Consider the following 13,477-nt stretch of genomic DNA (forward strand, 5'->3'; position numbering starts at 1 on the left):
ACGACACGCTCGGTGCCGTTGATGATGAACGTGCCCTTGACCGTCATGAGCGGGAAGTCGCCCATGAACACGGTCTGGCTCTTGATCTCACCGGTGTCGTTGTTGATGAACTCCGCCGTCACGAACATCGGGGCGGAGTAGGTCATGTCCTTGTCCTTGCACTCCTCTTCGGAGTACTTGGGCGGCTCGAACCGGTGGTCGCGGAACGACAGGGACATCGTGCCCGAGAAGTCCTCGATGGGACTGATCTCCTCGAAGATCTCCTCGAGGCCGGACTGCTCCGGAACGTCCTTGCGGCCGGCGTTACGAGCCGCCTCTACTCGGGTACTCCACTTCTCGTTGCCGAGCAGCCAGTCGAACGACTCGGTCTGCAAGGCGAGAAGGTTGGGGACCTCAAGTGGTTCCTGAATACGAGCAAAGGAAACGCGGTTCGGACCAAGGGCGTTAGCGGAGGCGTTGCGCGAGGCTGCCAACAGGGGTCCTTCCGAAGGCTTGTGGCGGTTGATGCGCGCGCACGCCAGACGTCCCTTGATGCGCGAAGAGAAGCCGAGGCAGGTCGGAGACTCTAGGGTGCGGAGTGGGCCGAGACAACGAGGAATCGGGCTCCACGCACGGACACCGGCACAGGGAACGTCAAAGGGCAGCGCAAAAGGGCAGTGTAGCCGAATACTACACCGCTGTCCAACAACGCCCCCCGGAGTCAGTCACGACACCACGCAGCATCGCCCCAACAGCCGGATCCGTCAAGCCCAGGCCGCCCGTATCGGGGCATTCCGCCGTCGTGAGAGGTCCCACAGACCACTCGGGGTGTGAGCGACCCGACATAGGGGAAAGATCCTTGGGTCCAGGGCCCGATGGATCCCCTGCCCCGGACCGCTCCCGCGCGCGGGCGATCTCCGCCGCCGCGGCCGCCGTTCGCCCCCCGGACCGCCTCAGCGCGCCCCGCCGGCGTCCGCACGCCCCCTGCGCCGTCGGCACCGGCCTCCGCCGCCGCGGCGGCACCGGAAGGCCCGTGATCCATCTGCCGCGCTGCCACGGCTCCGCTCCTCCGCGTCGAGAACAGGTGACATCGGAGTGATACCACCGCGCGCCCGCCGGTGTCCGGAGATCTCCGAACACGAGAAAGGGCGGCCGCCCCGATACGGGGCGGCCGCCCGGTGAGCGCCTGTGGAGGCGGCTCGGACTACTTCAGGGTGACGGTGGCGCCGGCGCCTTCCAGAGCGGCCTTGGCCTTCTCCGCGGCGTCCTTGGCGACACCCTCCAGCAGCGGCTTCGGGGCGTTGTCGACCAGGTCCTTGGCTTCCTTCAGACCCAGGCTCGTGAGGCTGCGGACCTCCTTGATGACCTGGATCTTCTTGTCGCCGGCGGACTCGAGGACGACGTCGAACTCGCTCTGCTCCTCCTCGACGGCGGCAGGCGCGCCCGGAGCGGCGGCGACAACGGCGGCCGGGGCGGCGGCCGTGACGTCGAACTTCTCCTCGAACTCCTTGACGAACCCGGCCAGCTCGAGCAGGGTCATTTCCTCGAACGCGCTGAGCAGCTCTTCGGTGCTGAGCTTCGCCATGATTGCGATCTCTCTTTCTCTCACGGCACGTGCGTCGTGCGACGCCGTGCCGGGCCAGACGTCCGGCGCGGGAGCACCGGCAGGCACAGTGGGTGGTTAGGCTTCTTCCGAACGCTTGTCGTGCAGCGCCTGGGCGAGCCGCACGGTCTTGTTCGGGAGCGCCTGGAACAGCGCGGCGGCCTGGCCCTGCTTGGCCTTGAACGCGCCCGCCAGCTTCGCGAGGATCACCTCGCGGGACTCGAGATCGGCCAGCTGGTTGATCTCATCGGGGGTCATCGGCTTGCCGTCGATGACGCCGCCCTTGATCACCAGCGGCGCGTTCGCCTTCGAGAAGTCACGCAGGCCCTTGGCGGCCTCGACCACGTCACCGCGGACGAAGGCGATGGCAGAGGGGCCCTCGAACAGGTCGAGGACCTGCTCGTCAAGACCGGCCTCATTGGCGGCGATCTTGCTCAGCGTGTTCTTGACGATGCGGAAACGCGCGTTCTGGCCGAGGCTACGGCGCAGCTCGGTCAGCTGCGCCACACTGAGCCCCCGGTATTCGGTCAGCACGGCGCCCTGGGAGCTGGAGAACTCGTCCTTCAGCTCGGCGACCGCGGCTGCCTTATCCGGCCTCGCCATGGGACTCCTTCCAACAGTGAACACCGGTGAATCCACGGAGCCAGGCGAATGGGGGTGCGGGCAGAAAAAAAGCCCCGGCGCAGGGGCACGGGGCGCGGCGGGAGGACACCCGGAAAGGGGACACTCCACCACAGCTCACATCGCACCTGCGCAGGCCGCCCATTCGCATGGGACCTTGGGCCACCCGATGGGTGGCGACCGGCGGTCTTCGGCAATCACCCATCTTAGGCGATCCCGGGAGTGCTGCGTACATCCGCGGGAGGCCACCCGCCCGTTCCGAGCGGCCGGCCGGGTGTCGCCTCCGGGAGCACCCCCAACGCCGCGTGCCCCGGCCCGTGGAACGGGCCGGGGCACGCGCGGTGCCGCGTCGTGCGCCTGTGTCAGGCGGCGCGGGTGACGTTGGGGTCGACCGGGATGCCCGGGCCCATCGTCGTGGTCACCGTGGCCTTCTTGATGTACCGGCCCTTGGCCGCGGACGGCTTGAGGCGGAGCACCTCGTCGAGCGCGGCGGAGTAGTTGTCGAGGAGCTGCTCTTCACCGAAGGAGGTCTTGCCGATGATGAAGTGCAGGTTCCCGTGACGGTCCACGCGGAACTCGATCTTGCCGCCCTTGATCTCGGTCACGGCCTTGGCGACATCGGGGGTGACGGTGCCGGTCTTCGGGTTCGGCATCAGGCCGCGGGGGCCGAGCACCCGGCCCAGGCGCCCGACCTTGCCCATGAGGTCGGGGGTGGCGACGACCGCGTCGAAGTCGAGGAAGCCCTTCTGGATCTCCTCGACCAGGTCGTCGTCGCCCACGTAGTCGGCGCCCGCGGCGCGCGCCTGCTCGGCACGGTCACCGGTGGCGAAGACCAGGACCCGTGCGGTCTTGCCGGTGCCGTGCGGCAGGTTGACGGTGCCGCGCACCATCTGGTCGGCCTTGCGCGGGTCGACGCCCAGGCGCAGGGCGACCTCGACGGTCGCGTCGAACTTGACGCCGCTGGTGTCCTTGGCGAGCTTCACGGCCTCGGTGGGCGAGTACAGCTTGCTGCGGTCCACCAGGTCGCTGGCTTTGCGGTGGTTCTTGCTGCGCTTCACGGAAAGATCTCCTACTGAGACGTGTGGTGCGGGCCGGCGCAGGCCCTGCCACGGTGGTTCGGGGCCGGGAACCGGCTACTTGACCTCGATGCCCATGGAACGGGCGGTGCCGGCGACGATCTTGGCCGCGGCGTCGATGTCGTCGGTGTTGAGGTCGGGCAGCTTGGTCTGCGCGATCTCCCGGACCTGGTCTGCGGTGATCGAACCGGCCACGGTGCGGCTCGGGTCGGTCGCGCCCTTCTCCAGGCCGGCGGCCTTGAGGATCAGCTTCGGCGCCGGGGGCGTCTTGGTGATGAAGCTGAACGAGCGGTCCTCGTAGATGGTGATCTCGACCGGGATGACGCTCCCGCGCTGGGCTTCCGTCGCAGCGTTGTACTGCTTGCAGAAGTCCATGATGTTGACGCCGTGCGGGCCGAGGGCGGTACCGACCGGCGGCGCCGGGGTGGCCTGGCCAGCGGGCAGCTGCACTTTGACGAGTGCCGCGATCTTCTTCTTCGGAGGCATTTCGGGTCCTTTGCCTGTTTCGCGATATTTACTTGGGCCCCGGGATCCGCGCACGCGGGCGTGCGCGGGCACCGCCGGATGGACGGGGGCGACGGTCGCCGCCACGGATGGCGGAGGGGCGCCCGCGCCGGGGCCCGGACGGGGCGCGAAGAAGCCCCGCACGAGCGGGGCAGGGGTCCGCCTCGACGAAGCGGACCCCGCAAGTCTACGCGCCACCGGCCGGCGGCCGTACCGGTCAGATCTTGGAGACCTGGTTGAACGCGAGCTCGACCGGGGTCTCGCGGCCGAAGATCGAGACCAGCACCTTGAGCTTCTGGGTGTCGGGGTTGATCTCGCTCACCGTCGCGGGCAGCGTGGCGAACGGCCCCTCCATCACCGTGACGGACTCGCCGATGTCGTAGGCGACGTCGGAGCGGGCCTCGGCCTTCTCCTTCTTCGCCTGCTCCGGCGCGACCTCGGGCTCGGGGGCGAGGAGGTCGGCGACCTCCTGGATGCTCAGCGGGGCCGGCCGGTTGGACAGGCCGACGAAGCCGGTGACACCCGGGGTGTTGCGGATGGCCGCCCAGGACTCGTCGATCAGCTCCATGCGGACCAGGACGTAGCCGGGCAGCACCTTCTCGGTGACCTGCTGCCGCTTGCCGCTCTTGACCTCGGTGACCTCCTGCGTGGGCACCTCGACCTGGAAGATGTACTCCTCCATGTTGAGCGACTGGGTGCGGCTCTCGACGTTGGCCTTCACCCGGTTCTCGTAGCCGGCGTAGGTGTGCACGACGTACCAGTCGCCCGGCAGCATGCGGAGTTCGATCTTGAACTCCTCGACGGGGTCGAGCTTGGGGGCCTCGGGCTCCCCGGGCTCCTCCGCCTCGCCGGGCTCCGCCTCGGTGTCGCCCTCGCCCTCATCGGCGTCGGCTGCGGCTTCGCCGCCCGTGGGGGCCGCGGTCTCGTCGGCGTCCTCGCCGGGCTCCTGCGCGTGCTCGGCGAGCCGACCGGTCTCGTCCTCTGACGACTGATCCTGCTCCTCAGCGGGGAGATCGCCAGAGGTCAAAGGGGACTCGGACACGGCTGCTCTTTCTCTCGTCGGTTACGCACCCTGGACGGCGCGGGACCTGATGGCGCCGATACCAGTTCATGCCAGCTTACGGTCTCGATAGGCGTCATGAGACCAGGCAGGGCACGAAGCCGGGCCGGAATGCGGCGGAGGGCGGGGCTAAGCCGCCGGGGCGCCGCCGCCGGGGGTGCCGAACTGGCCGTAGAGCCACGTGACGGCCTCGCCGAAGCCGAAGTCGAGCAGCGAGACGTAACCGACCATGATCACCACGAAGACGATGACGACGATCGTGTAGGTGACGAGTTCGCGCCGCGTGGGCCAGCGGACCTTGCGGAGTTCGCCGACGACCTGCTTGGTGAAGGTCACCGGACCGGTACGACGCTTGCGCTCCTTCTCCGGCTTCGCGTCGGCGTCAGTCTGTGTCACCTGAGGTCCTTAGGAGTCGACGGTTCGGCTGGCACTACTCCGGCGGAACTGTCTCGGATGAGGCGGGGGTGCCACCGCGGTGTCCCGCGATGCCCGATACTCGCCCAAGAGCCTTGCAGGGCAGGAGGGACTCGAACCCCCAACCGCCGGTTTTGGAGACCGGTGCTCTACCAATTGAGCCACTGCCCTTCGGCGGAAACCGCGTGGTCCCACCATAGCCGGATTCCGGGGTTCGGGCGCGCGGTTCTCCCGCGGCACGATCCGGGCTCCGGCCCATCGGTTGCCAGAGTCTATGCCAGTTCCCGGCCGAGGACCAACCCGGACGGCCCCGCGGCGTCGCCGGATCGCCGCGCGCGGCGGTCCGGGCGGGCCGCCCGCAGCGGCGCCGCGGCAGGGTACGGCGGCCCCTGCCTCCCCTTCCGCACCATCGCGCTCCCGCGCATGAAACCATGGACGCATGACTGACCGACCCCGTATCTCCGCACGTATCGGCGGCATCTCCGAGTCGGCGACACTGGCCGTCGACGCGAAGGCCAAGGCCATGAAGGCGGCCGGGCGCCCCGTCATCGGCTTCGGCGCCGGGGAGCCCGACTTCCCGACCCCCGATTACATCGTCGAGGCCGCGGTCAAGGCCGCCCGCGAGCCCCGCTTCCACCGCTACACGCCGGCCGGCGGGCTGCCCGAGCTGAAGGAGGCGCTGGCGGCCAAGACGCTGCGCGACTCCGGCTACCAGGTGGAGCCCTCGCAGATCCTGGTGACCAACGGCGGCAAGCAGGCCATCTACGAGGCGTTCGCGACCCTGCTCGACCCGGGCGACGAGGTCATCGTCATCGCCCCTTACTGGACCACCTACCCGGAGTCCATCGCCTTGGCGGGGGGCGTGCCCTCCTACGTGGTCACCGACGAGTCCACCGGCTACCTCGCGTCGGTGGACCAGCTGGAGGCGGCGCGCACCGAGCGCACCAAGGTGCTGCTGTTCGTCTCGCCGTCCAACCCCACGGGCGCCGTGTACACCCCCGAGCAGGTCCGCGAGATCGGCCAGTGGGCGGCCGGGCACGGGCTGTGGGTGCTCACCGACGAGATCTACGAGCACCTGGTCTACGGCGACGCGCGCTTCAGCTCCATCCCGGTCGAGGTCCCCGAGCTGGCCGACCGCACCGTCGTGGTGAACGGCGTCGCCAAGACCTACGCCATGACCGGCTGGCGCGTGGGGTGGATCGTCGGCCCCAAGGACGTCGTGAAGGCGGCGGGCAACCTGCAGTCGCACGCCACCTCCAACGTCGCCAACGTGTCGCAGGCCGCGGCGCTGGCCGCCGTCTCCGGCGACCTGTCGGCGGTCGACGAGATGCGCACCGCCTTCGACCGGCGGCGCCGCACGATCGTCGGGCTGCTCAACGACATCCCCGGCGTCCTGTGCCCCGAACCGCAGGGCGCGTTCTACGCCTACCCCTCCGTCAAGGAGCTGCTCGGCAAGGAGATCGGCGGCCGGCGGCCGCAGACCTCGGCCGAGCTGGCCGAGGTGATCCTGGACCAGGCCGAGGTCGCGGTCGTCCCCGGCGAGGCGTTCGGCACGCCGGGCTACCTGCGCCTGTCCTACGCGCTGGGCGACGCCGACCTCACCGAGGGCGTGGGCCGCATGGGCAAGCTGCTCGGCGAGGCCCGGTAACCGCGTCCGCGGCCGCCTCGGCCTTCCGGCCCCGCGCCGCGCCGCGCGTGCGCCTGAGGGGGTGCCCGATCCCGGGCACCCCCTCTTCTCCGTCTTCCCCGGACGCGGCATCGCGCGGTTGCGCTTTAGGGCACCCTTGTGGGATGGAACGCCCGATCGCCCAGTTGCCAAAAGCCCACCTGCACCTGCACTTCACCGGGTCGATGCGGCATCCGACCCTGGTCGGGCTGGCGCGGGAGCGCGGAGTGCAGCTCCCCCAGTCCCTGGTCTCCGAATGGCCCCCCAAGCTGCGCGCGACGGACGAGCGCGGCTGGTTCCGGTTCCAGCGCCTCTACGACATCGCCCGATCCGTCCTGCGCCGGTCCGAGGACATGTACCGGTTACTGCGCGAGGCCGCCGAGGACGACCGCGCCGCGGGCTCGGGGTGGCTGGAGATCCAGGTCGACCCCAGCGGCTACGCGGCCCGGTTCGACGGCCTGACCGCCACCCTGGAGCTGGTCCTCGACGCCGCGCGGGTCGCCGAGCGCGACACCGGGGTGGGGATCGGGATCATGGTCGCCGCCAACCGCACCAAGCACCCCCTCGACGCCAAGGCCCTGGCCCGGCTGGCCGCCCAATACGCCGGGCGCGGGGTGGTGGCCTTCGGCCTGAACAACGACGAGCGGCGGGGCCGCGCGCTCGAGTTCGAAGGCGCCTTCCGGATCGCCCGGCGCGCGGGACTGGTCTCCGCGCCCCACGGCGGCGAACTCCAGGGCCCGCGCAGCGTCCGGGAGTGCCTGGACGAGCTGTCCGCCGACCGCGTCGGCCACGGGGTGCGCGCGATCGAGGACCCCTACCTGGTCGAGCGGATCGCCACCCAGGAGACCACGCTGGAGGTCTGCCCCAGCTCCAACGTGGGGCTGGGGGTGGTGGAGCGCGTCGAGCACGTGCCGCTGCGGCGGCTGTTCGACGCGGGGGCACCGGTCGCGCTGGGCACCGACGACCCCCTGCTGTTCGGGCCGCGGCTCGCCGAGCAGTACGAGACCGCCCGCGCGGTCTTCGGGTTCACCGACCCGGAGCTGGCCGAGCTGGCCCGGATGTCCATCCGCGGCTCGGCCGCGCCCGATTCCCTGAAGAAGGGCCTGCTGGCCGGGGTCGACGCCTGGCTCGCGGCCCCGCCGCCGCAGGCTCCCGCCGCCTGAGCGCCCCCGCCGGCCGGGGAGGCGGCGGCACCGCCTGCGCCCGCCCGGCGGTGGCCCGCCGGCCGCCCGGCTACAGGGCGACGCCCACCATGACGGGCTCGTTGACCAGGGTGACGCCGAACGCGTCGGCCACCCCCGCGCGGACCTCGCGCGCCAACTCCAGCAGGTCCTCGGTCCGGGCGCCGCCGGGGTTGGTCAGGGCGAGCGTGTGCTTGGTCGAGATCCGGGCCGCCCCCGCGCCGTAGCCCTTGGTGAATCCGGCCCGGTCGATGAGCCAGGCGGCGGAGAGCTTCACCCGGCCCTCGGTGTCGGGGTGGGCGGGCGGGGCCGCATCGGAGCCCAGCCGTTCGGCGGCCCGCACGCGGAACCGCTCGAACTCCTCGGCGGACAGCAGCGGGTTGGTGAAGAAGGATCCGGCGCTGCGGGTGTCGGGGTCGGCCGGGTCGAGGACCATGCCCTTGCCGCGCCGCAGCTCCAGGACGGCGGCCCGGGCATCGGCCAGCGGCACCGCGCCGCCGGGTTCGACCCCGAGCGCGCGGGCGACCTCGGCGTAGCGGAGCGGGCGGCTGGTGCGCGCGCGTGTCAGCTCGAACACGACCTCGCACACCACATAGCGGTCGTCGCCCTTGAAGACGCTGTCGCGGTAGGCGAACCCGCATTCGGCGGTGGACATCGCGCGCAGCCGCCCGGCGGCGCGGTCGTGCACGACGACCTCGGCGATGGTCTGCGCGACCTCCTGGCCGTAGGCGCCGACGTTCTGGATGGGGGTGGAGCCCACGCGCCCGGGGATGCCGGACAGGCACTCGATCCCGCTCAGGCCCTCGTCGACCGTGTGCGCCACGAAGGGGTCCCACTCCACGCCCGCGCTCACCCGGAGCCGGACCGTGTGCCCGTCGTCGGACTCCACCGCGGTGCCCTGGGAGTCGACGTGCACCACCGTTCCATCGAAGCCGGAGTCGGCCACCACCAGGTTGCTGCCGCCGCCCAGGACGAGCAGCCGCTCTCCCGCGGCGTCGGCTGCGGTGACGGCCGCGACGAGTTCGGCGGTGTCGCGCGCGGTGGCGAAGCGCGCCGCGGGGCCGCCTAGGCCCAGGGTGGTGTAGCCGGCCAGGCTGACGCCGCTGCGGGCGCCGGCGAGGACGGTGGAACGGGACGGATCAGCGGACACGGGCCACCTCGGATGGGACGGACGGGCCGGTGCCCGGGTACGGCGGCGGCGCCGCGCCCCGGGCACCCGGGTCAGGCGAGCCGGACGACGGCGGTGGCGCGGGCCAGTACCTTGGCACCGCCGGATCGCGCGGTGATGGCGACCTTGACCAGGTCGCCGTCGAGCTTCTCCTTGACGACGCCGCTCACGGTGATCTCGGCTCCGGTGTCGTCGTCGGGGACCACGACGGGCGCGGAGAACCGCACCGAGTACTCCACGACGGCGCCGGGGTCGCCGGTCCAGTCGGTGACCAGCCGGCCGGCCTCGGCCATGCTGAACATGCCGTGGGCGATGACGTCGGGCAGGCCCACCGACTTCGCGAACCGCTCGTTCCAGTGGATCGGGTTGAAGTCGCCGGAGGCACCGGCGTAGCGGACGAGGTCGAGCCGGCGCACCGGGTAGACCTGCTCGGGGAGCTGCGCCCCGACCTCGACGTCGGCGTAGCGGACGGTGGCGGTCATGCGCTGCTCCCCTGCTTCTCCCCTGCGGCGGCGGTGTCGTCACCGGTGCCGCCCGCGGCGGCGCCGCCGCGCACGACGAACATCATCACCGACGTGACGACGTGCTCGCCCTCGACGGTGCTGATCTCGCTTTCGAGCGTCATCATCTCGTTGCCGCCGAGCGCCTTGATGTCGGCGATGGTGGTGACGGTGGTGACGACGTCGCCGGCGCGCAGCGGCCGGCTGTAGCGGAACGCCTGGTCGCCGTGGACGACCATCGAGAAGTCCAGGCGCAGGTCGGGGTCGATGATCGCCTGCCCGGCGCCGTCCATGGCCATGATGATGGGGAAGGTCGGGGGGGCGACGACGTCGGGGTGGCCGGCCGCCTTGGCCGCCGCGGTGTCGGTGTAGACGGGGTTGGGGTCCTGGATGGCGTCGGCGAACTCCCGGATCTTGCCGCGTGTCACCTCGTAGGGCCGCGGGGTCTGGTAGACCCGCCCCAGATAGTCACGGTTGATCGCCATCGGCTCCCTCTCGGCTGGTGGTCTCGGGCCCATCACACACTAATGGCCCGGTGAGCAGGGATGCTCACCGGGCGCGGGCGCACACGGCGCGCCGGAGTACCGCGGTCCGAGGCCGCGTACCCGCTCCGCAGGGCGGGTTAGCGGGTCTCGCGGTGCTCGGAGTGCTGCCGGCAGTTGGGGCAGAACTTCTTCAGCGAGAGACGGTCGGGGTTGTTCCGACGGTTCTTGCGCGTGATGTAGTTACGGTGCTTGCACTCCTGGCAGGCCAGGGTGATCTTCGGCCTCACGTCGGTGGCAGCCACGTCGGAGTGCCTTTCTCGCTGGAAGCTATGAACATCGAAAAGGACCCGCGGAGACCCCTGATCTCAGAACAGGGGCCGCGCGCAGGTAGTAGCGGAGGCCGGACTTGAACCGACGACACAGCGATTATGAGCCGCTTGCTCTACCGACTGAGCTACTCCGCCATGACCGGGGATGACCGGAACGGCCTCGAAGAGGCTACCGGAACCCGGCCCGACCGGCGAATCAGATTTCCGCCGGACACCCACCTGAGTGGACCGGAAGCTCATTCAAGTGGTGGAGCCCCTTTACGGAATCGAACCGTAGACCTTCTCCTTACCATGGAGACGCTCTGCCGACTGAGCTAAAGGGGCCCGCTGTGGCGCTCCCCTTGCGGGGTTCCGCCCTTCGCGTTGATGACGACTATACAGGGATCCGGGGGGGCAGTGCCAAATCGTCACGGCAAGCCGACGAGCGAGCGGAAGCGTCCCCGCCACCGGGCCGAAGGCCCCCTCCCCGCGGGGCCGCTGAAGCCGAGCGAGAAGGCGCGCGTGACCAGGAGACACGTCACGGCAAGCCGACGAGCGAGCGGAAGCGTCCCCGCCACCGGGCCGAAGGCCCCCTCCCCGCGGGGCCGCTGAAGCCGAGCGAGAAGGCGCGCGTGACCAGGTGATACTGAGCTCGGCCTACGAGCCGGTCGACATCGGGCCTCGATCCGGCCCTGGTCAGTCGCCCGGGTCGGCCACCCAGACGTTCGACATCGCGTCGCGGTGGATGAGCCGGATGGCCGCGGGCAGCCCCAGCCGCCGCAGGGCGTCGGGCAGCCGGGTGTCGTGCGTGAACACCACGAGCTGCCGGTGCCGGCCCACCTCCGCCAGGACCGATGACAGCCCCTCCACCGTCTCGGTGTCCATGGCCTGCACGGGGTCGTCCAGCAGCAGGAACCCGAACGGGTTGCCGGGCACAAGCGTGCGCGGCAGGCAGATCGACAGGGCCAGCGCCTGGAACTCCCCCTGGCTGAGCAGGCCCGGCGCGTTGCCATCGGTGTCGGCGCCGTCGACGGCCACGTCCACCGCCACCCTCCGCTGCGCGCCCCGGCCCACCAGCCGCAGCGCCTCCAGGTCGATGTGCCGCTCCTGGCGCAGCCGCTGCCACACGTGCTCGGCCTGGACCGCGAGCGGGCGCAGCCGCTCCGCGCGGACTTCGCGCGCCTGCCCGGTGAACCAGTTCAGCGCCTGCCCGGCCGGGTGCAGGACATCGCGGGCGTGCATCGCCGCACGGGCATCGGCCACCCACGCGCCCAGGGCCTCGGCGAGCTCGCCCCAGCCGTCCGAGGGGTCGTCCAGGCGGGCGCCGGCCTCCTTGCGCGCGGCGATGGCCGTGGAGCGCAGCCGGCGGCCCACGGTCTCGATGTGCCCGGCCAGCTCGCCCAGGTCGGTGATCTCGGCGCCCGCCGACCACTGCGCCCAGACCTGGCCCAGCTCGCTGTCGGCGGGCAGCCAGGAGGGCATGGGCGCCATGAGGAAGCGCGCCTGGTCGCGGGCGTTGTCGGCGCGCTCGTAGGCGGCGGAGGCCCCGGCTGCGACGCGGTCGAGCGTGGCGATCTCGGCCTGCGCCCGCGCCTGCCACTGCGGGCCCAGCGCCCCGCCGGCGCCGCAGGTGGGGCAGTCGGTCTCCTTGGGGTGGCGCCGGTGGTGCTCCAGCGCCTGGCGCAGCAGCTCCACGACGCCGTGCGCGCGGTCGCCCTTGGTGCCGGCCGCCATGGCGAGCTCCATGGCGGCGCCCCGCAGCTCATTGACGATGTCGCCGAGGAGGGCGCGCTCGGGCACGGCGAGCCGGCGCAGCCGGCGCAGGACGAGCTGGCGGCCGGGGTCGGCGGGGCCGTCGTCGGCGGCGATCGAGGCCAGCCGATCGAGGTCGATGGGTGACGCCACCAGCAGCTCGGCGGCCCGCCGGGCGCGGGGGTCCGCGCTCTCGCGCAGCCGGTCCAGCAGGTAGCCGAGTTCGCGGGCCGGCCGGTCCTGCTGCTTGGCCAGCCGGTCGCACGCCTTGGCCAGGCGGCGCTCGGCCTCGGCGAGACCGGTCAGCCCCAACAGCGCCGTGAGCGTGTCGTACAGCTCGGCCGCGCGGCCGGTGACGGCCCGGCCCAGCTCGTCGTAGGACAGGAACGGGCGGTAGCGCGCGAGGTCGGCCTCCCACCCCAGGGTGCGCAGCGGACCCGTCCGCCCGCTGGGGTGGACCACCTCGCCGCGGGCCGAGCGCACACTGTCGCCCGTCCAGGTGCGGGTCACCTGCAGCGGGGCGGCCTCACCCGCCAGGTGGAGCTGCACGCTCACCCGCGTGTGCTCGTCGAAGTGCAGGTTGCGCCAGCCGTCGCGCCACGCGGCGGGCATCCCGTCCCACCGCAGGTTGCGGCCTGTCAGCGCCGCCTCGGCGGCCTCGGCGAAACTCGACTTCCCCGACCCGTTGCGGCCGACGATCACGGTCAGCCCCGGTCCCGGCGGGAACTCCAGCGCCGTGGGGCGGCCGATCCCGCGGAACCCCTGCACTTCGATGCGGCCGATGTAGCCCCGCCGCGCCGGGACATCGGACGGGTGCCCGGTGTCCTGCGGCGCCTCGCCGGGCGGCCGCAGGGGGACGTCCTCACCGCGGGCGCACGCGGCCAGCGCGTCGTCGCCGAGGAGGGCGGCCGCCACCCACCGCCGCGCGGACGCGTCGAGGGGGGAATGGGCGAGCCGCGCGAGGACGGCGCGTCCGACGGCGCCGTCGTCGTCCGGCCGCGGGGGCTCGCCGGCGAACGCCGCAGGGACCGTCGTCACAGTCGTCACCACACCGCTCCATTGTCGACCTTGCGCTTCAGATTAGGACAGGCCGGTGGAAAGCAGTAGGCCCGTGTCCCGGACCGCCGCCCTCAGGCCCCGCCGGGGTGCGCGCCCCCGGC

The 13,477-nt window shown here is 71.7% G+C and carries 13 protein-coding genes, 3 tRNA genes and 1 pseudogene; 2 read left to right on the forward strand and 15 right to left on the reverse strand.

The window, feature by feature from the left end; translation table 11 throughout:
* The 8 genes and pseudogenes from ACFO4E_RS25385 to ACFO4E_RS25420 form a co-directional block, all read right to left on the reverse strand.
* Positions 1-473, reverse strand: a pseudogene (locus tag ACFO4E_RS25385) (DNA-directed RNA polymerase subunit beta); the annotation flags it as partial.
* A gap of 710 nt (positions 474-1,183) precedes the next feature.
* Complete coding sequence (gene rplL, locus ACFO4E_RS25390) at positions 1,184-1,564, reverse strand: 50S ribosomal protein L7/L12 (RefSeq protein ID WP_378578955.1); 381 nt, start codon at positions 1,562-1,564, stop codon at positions 1,184-1,186.
* A 96-nt stretch (positions 1,565-1,660) separates the two neighbouring features.
* Entirely contained in the window at positions 1,661-2,185 is a 525-nt protein-coding gene (rplJ, locus tag ACFO4E_RS25395) for a 50S ribosomal protein L10 (RefSeq protein WP_378578956.1), read from the reverse strand.
* A 380-nt stretch (positions 2,186-2,565) separates the two neighbouring features.
* Positions 2,566-3,261, reverse strand: coding sequence for a 50S ribosomal protein L1 (rplA, locus tag ACFO4E_RS25400; protein WP_378578957.1), 696 nt, complete (start codon positions 3,259-3,261; stop codon positions 2,566-2,568).
* Between the two features lie 75 nt (positions 3,262-3,336).
* Positions 3,337-3,765 (reverse strand): 50S ribosomal protein L11, encoded by a 429-nt coding sequence (gene rplK / locus ACFO4E_RS25405; protein WP_378578958.1) that lies wholly within the window; start codon positions 3,763-3,765, stop codon positions 3,337-3,339.
* A 235-nt stretch (positions 3,766-4,000) separates the two neighbouring features.
* Positions 4,001-4,825: a transcription termination/antitermination protein NusG gene (nusG, locus tag ACFO4E_RS25410; protein ID WP_378578960.1), complete on the reverse strand. Its 825-nt coding sequence runs from the start codon at positions 4,823-4,825 to the stop codon at positions 4,001-4,003.
* Between the two features lie 147 nt (positions 4,826-4,972).
* Positions 4,973-5,239, reverse strand: a complete 267-nt coding sequence (gene secE / locus ACFO4E_RS25415; RefSeq protein ID WP_378578961.1) for a preprotein translocase subunit SecE — start codon at positions 5,237-5,239, stop codon at positions 4,973-4,975.
* A 116-nt stretch (positions 5,240-5,355) separates the two neighbouring features.
* Positions 5,356-5,428: transfer RNA gene (locus ACFO4E_RS25420), tRNA-Trp, on the reverse strand.
* 268 nt (positions 5,429-5,696) lie between these two features.
* Between ACFO4E_RS25420 and ACFO4E_RS25425 the strand changes: the two genes are divergently transcribed.
* Both ACFO4E_RS25425 and ACFO4E_RS25430 read left to right on the forward strand, forming a co-directional pair.
* Complete coding sequence (locus tag ACFO4E_RS25425) at positions 5,697-6,905, forward strand: pyridoxal phosphate-dependent aminotransferase (protein ID WP_378578962.1); 1,209 nt, start codon at positions 5,697-5,699, stop codon at positions 6,903-6,905.
* Between the two features lie 143 nt (positions 6,906-7,048).
* The gene (locus ACFO4E_RS25430) at positions 7,049-8,086 is read left to right on the forward strand and encodes an adenosine deaminase (RefSeq protein WP_378578963.1); all 1,038 of its coding nucleotides are present in this window, start codon (positions 7,049-7,051) and stop codon (positions 8,084-8,086) included.
* Positions 8,087-8,156: 70 nt separating this feature from the next.
* On the opposite strand, the gene ACFO4E_RS25435 is transcribed toward ACFO4E_RS25430, so the two are convergent.
* From ACFO4E_RS25435 to ACFO4E_RS25465, 7 genes are all read right to left on the reverse strand, one after another.
* Positions 8,157-9,254, reverse strand: a complete 1,098-nt coding sequence (locus ACFO4E_RS25435) for a UDP-N-acetylmuramate dehydrogenase (RefSeq protein ID WP_378578964.1) — start codon at positions 9,252-9,254, stop codon at positions 8,157-8,159.
* Between the two features lie 71 nt (positions 9,255-9,325).
* On the reverse strand, positions 9,326-9,754 hold the full coding sequence (locus ACFO4E_RS25440) for a MaoC family dehydratase (RefSeq protein WP_378578965.1): 429 nt from the start codon (positions 9,752-9,754) through the stop codon (positions 9,326-9,328).
* The gene (locus ACFO4E_RS25445; RefSeq protein ID WP_378578966.1) at positions 9,751-10,257 is read right to left on the reverse strand and encodes a MaoC family dehydratase N-terminal domain-containing protein; all 507 of its coding nucleotides are present in this window, start codon (positions 10,255-10,257) and stop codon (positions 9,751-9,753) included. The genes ACFO4E_RS25440 and ACFO4E_RS25445 overlap by 4 nt, the downstream gene beginning before the upstream one ends.
* A 137-nt stretch (positions 10,258-10,394) precedes the next feature.
* Complete coding sequence (gene rpmG, locus ACFO4E_RS25450; protein WP_067964523.1) at positions 10,395-10,559, reverse strand: 50S ribosomal protein L33; 165 nt, start codon at positions 10,557-10,559, stop codon at positions 10,395-10,397.
* An 89-nt stretch (positions 10,560-10,648) separates the two neighbouring features.
* Positions 10,649-10,721 (reverse strand) — tRNA-Met (locus ACFO4E_RS25455).
* A 113-nt stretch (positions 10,722-10,834) separates the two neighbouring features.
* Positions 10,835-10,910: transfer RNA gene (locus ACFO4E_RS25460), tRNA-Thr, on the reverse strand.
* Positions 10,911-11,261: 351 nt separating this feature from the next.
* Entirely contained in the window at positions 11,262-13,367 is a 2,106-nt protein-coding gene (locus ACFO4E_RS25465; protein WP_378578968.1) for an AAA family ATPase, read from the reverse strand.
* Between the last annotated feature and the right edge of the window lie 110 nt (positions 13,368-13,477).

The organism is Nocardiopsis mangrovi (genome assembly GCF_042653925.1).
Taxonomy (GTDB): Bacteria; Actinomycetota; Actinomycetes; order Streptosporangiales; family Streptosporangiaceae; genus Nocardiopsis_B; species Nocardiopsis_B mangrovi.

What these genes read in the sequence shown, in the direction of transcription:
- rplJ (WP_378578956.1), bottom strand. Translation starts at nt 2,185, where the DNA reads ATGGCGAGGCCGGATAAGGCAGCCGCGGTCGCCGAGCTGAAGGACGAG.
- ACFO4E_RS25440 (WP_378578965.1), bottom strand. Translation starts at nt 9,754, where the DNA reads ATGACCGCCACCGTCCGCTACGCCGACGTCGAGGTCGGGGCGCAGCTC.
- rplL (WP_378578955.1), bottom strand. Translation starts at nt 1,564, where the DNA reads ATGGCGAAGCTCAGCACCGAAGAGCTGCTCAGCGCGTTCGAGGAAATG.
- ACFO4E_RS25445 (WP_378578966.1), bottom strand. Translation starts at nt 10,257, where the DNA reads ATGGCGATCAACCGTGACTATCTGGGGCGGGTCTACCAGACCCCGCGG.
- rplK (WP_378578958.1), bottom strand. Translation starts at nt 3,765, where the DNA reads ATGCCTCCGAAGAAGAAGATCGCGGCACTCGTCAAAGTGCAGCTGCCC.
- ACFO4E_RS25430 (WP_378578963.1), top strand. Translation starts at nt 7,049, where the DNA reads ATGGAACGCCCGATCGCCCAGTTGCCAAAAGCCCACCTGCACCTGCAC.
- ACFO4E_RS25425 (WP_378578962.1), top strand. Translation starts at nt 5,697, where the DNA reads ATGACTGACCGACCCCGTATCTCCGCACGTATCGGCGGCATCTCCGAG.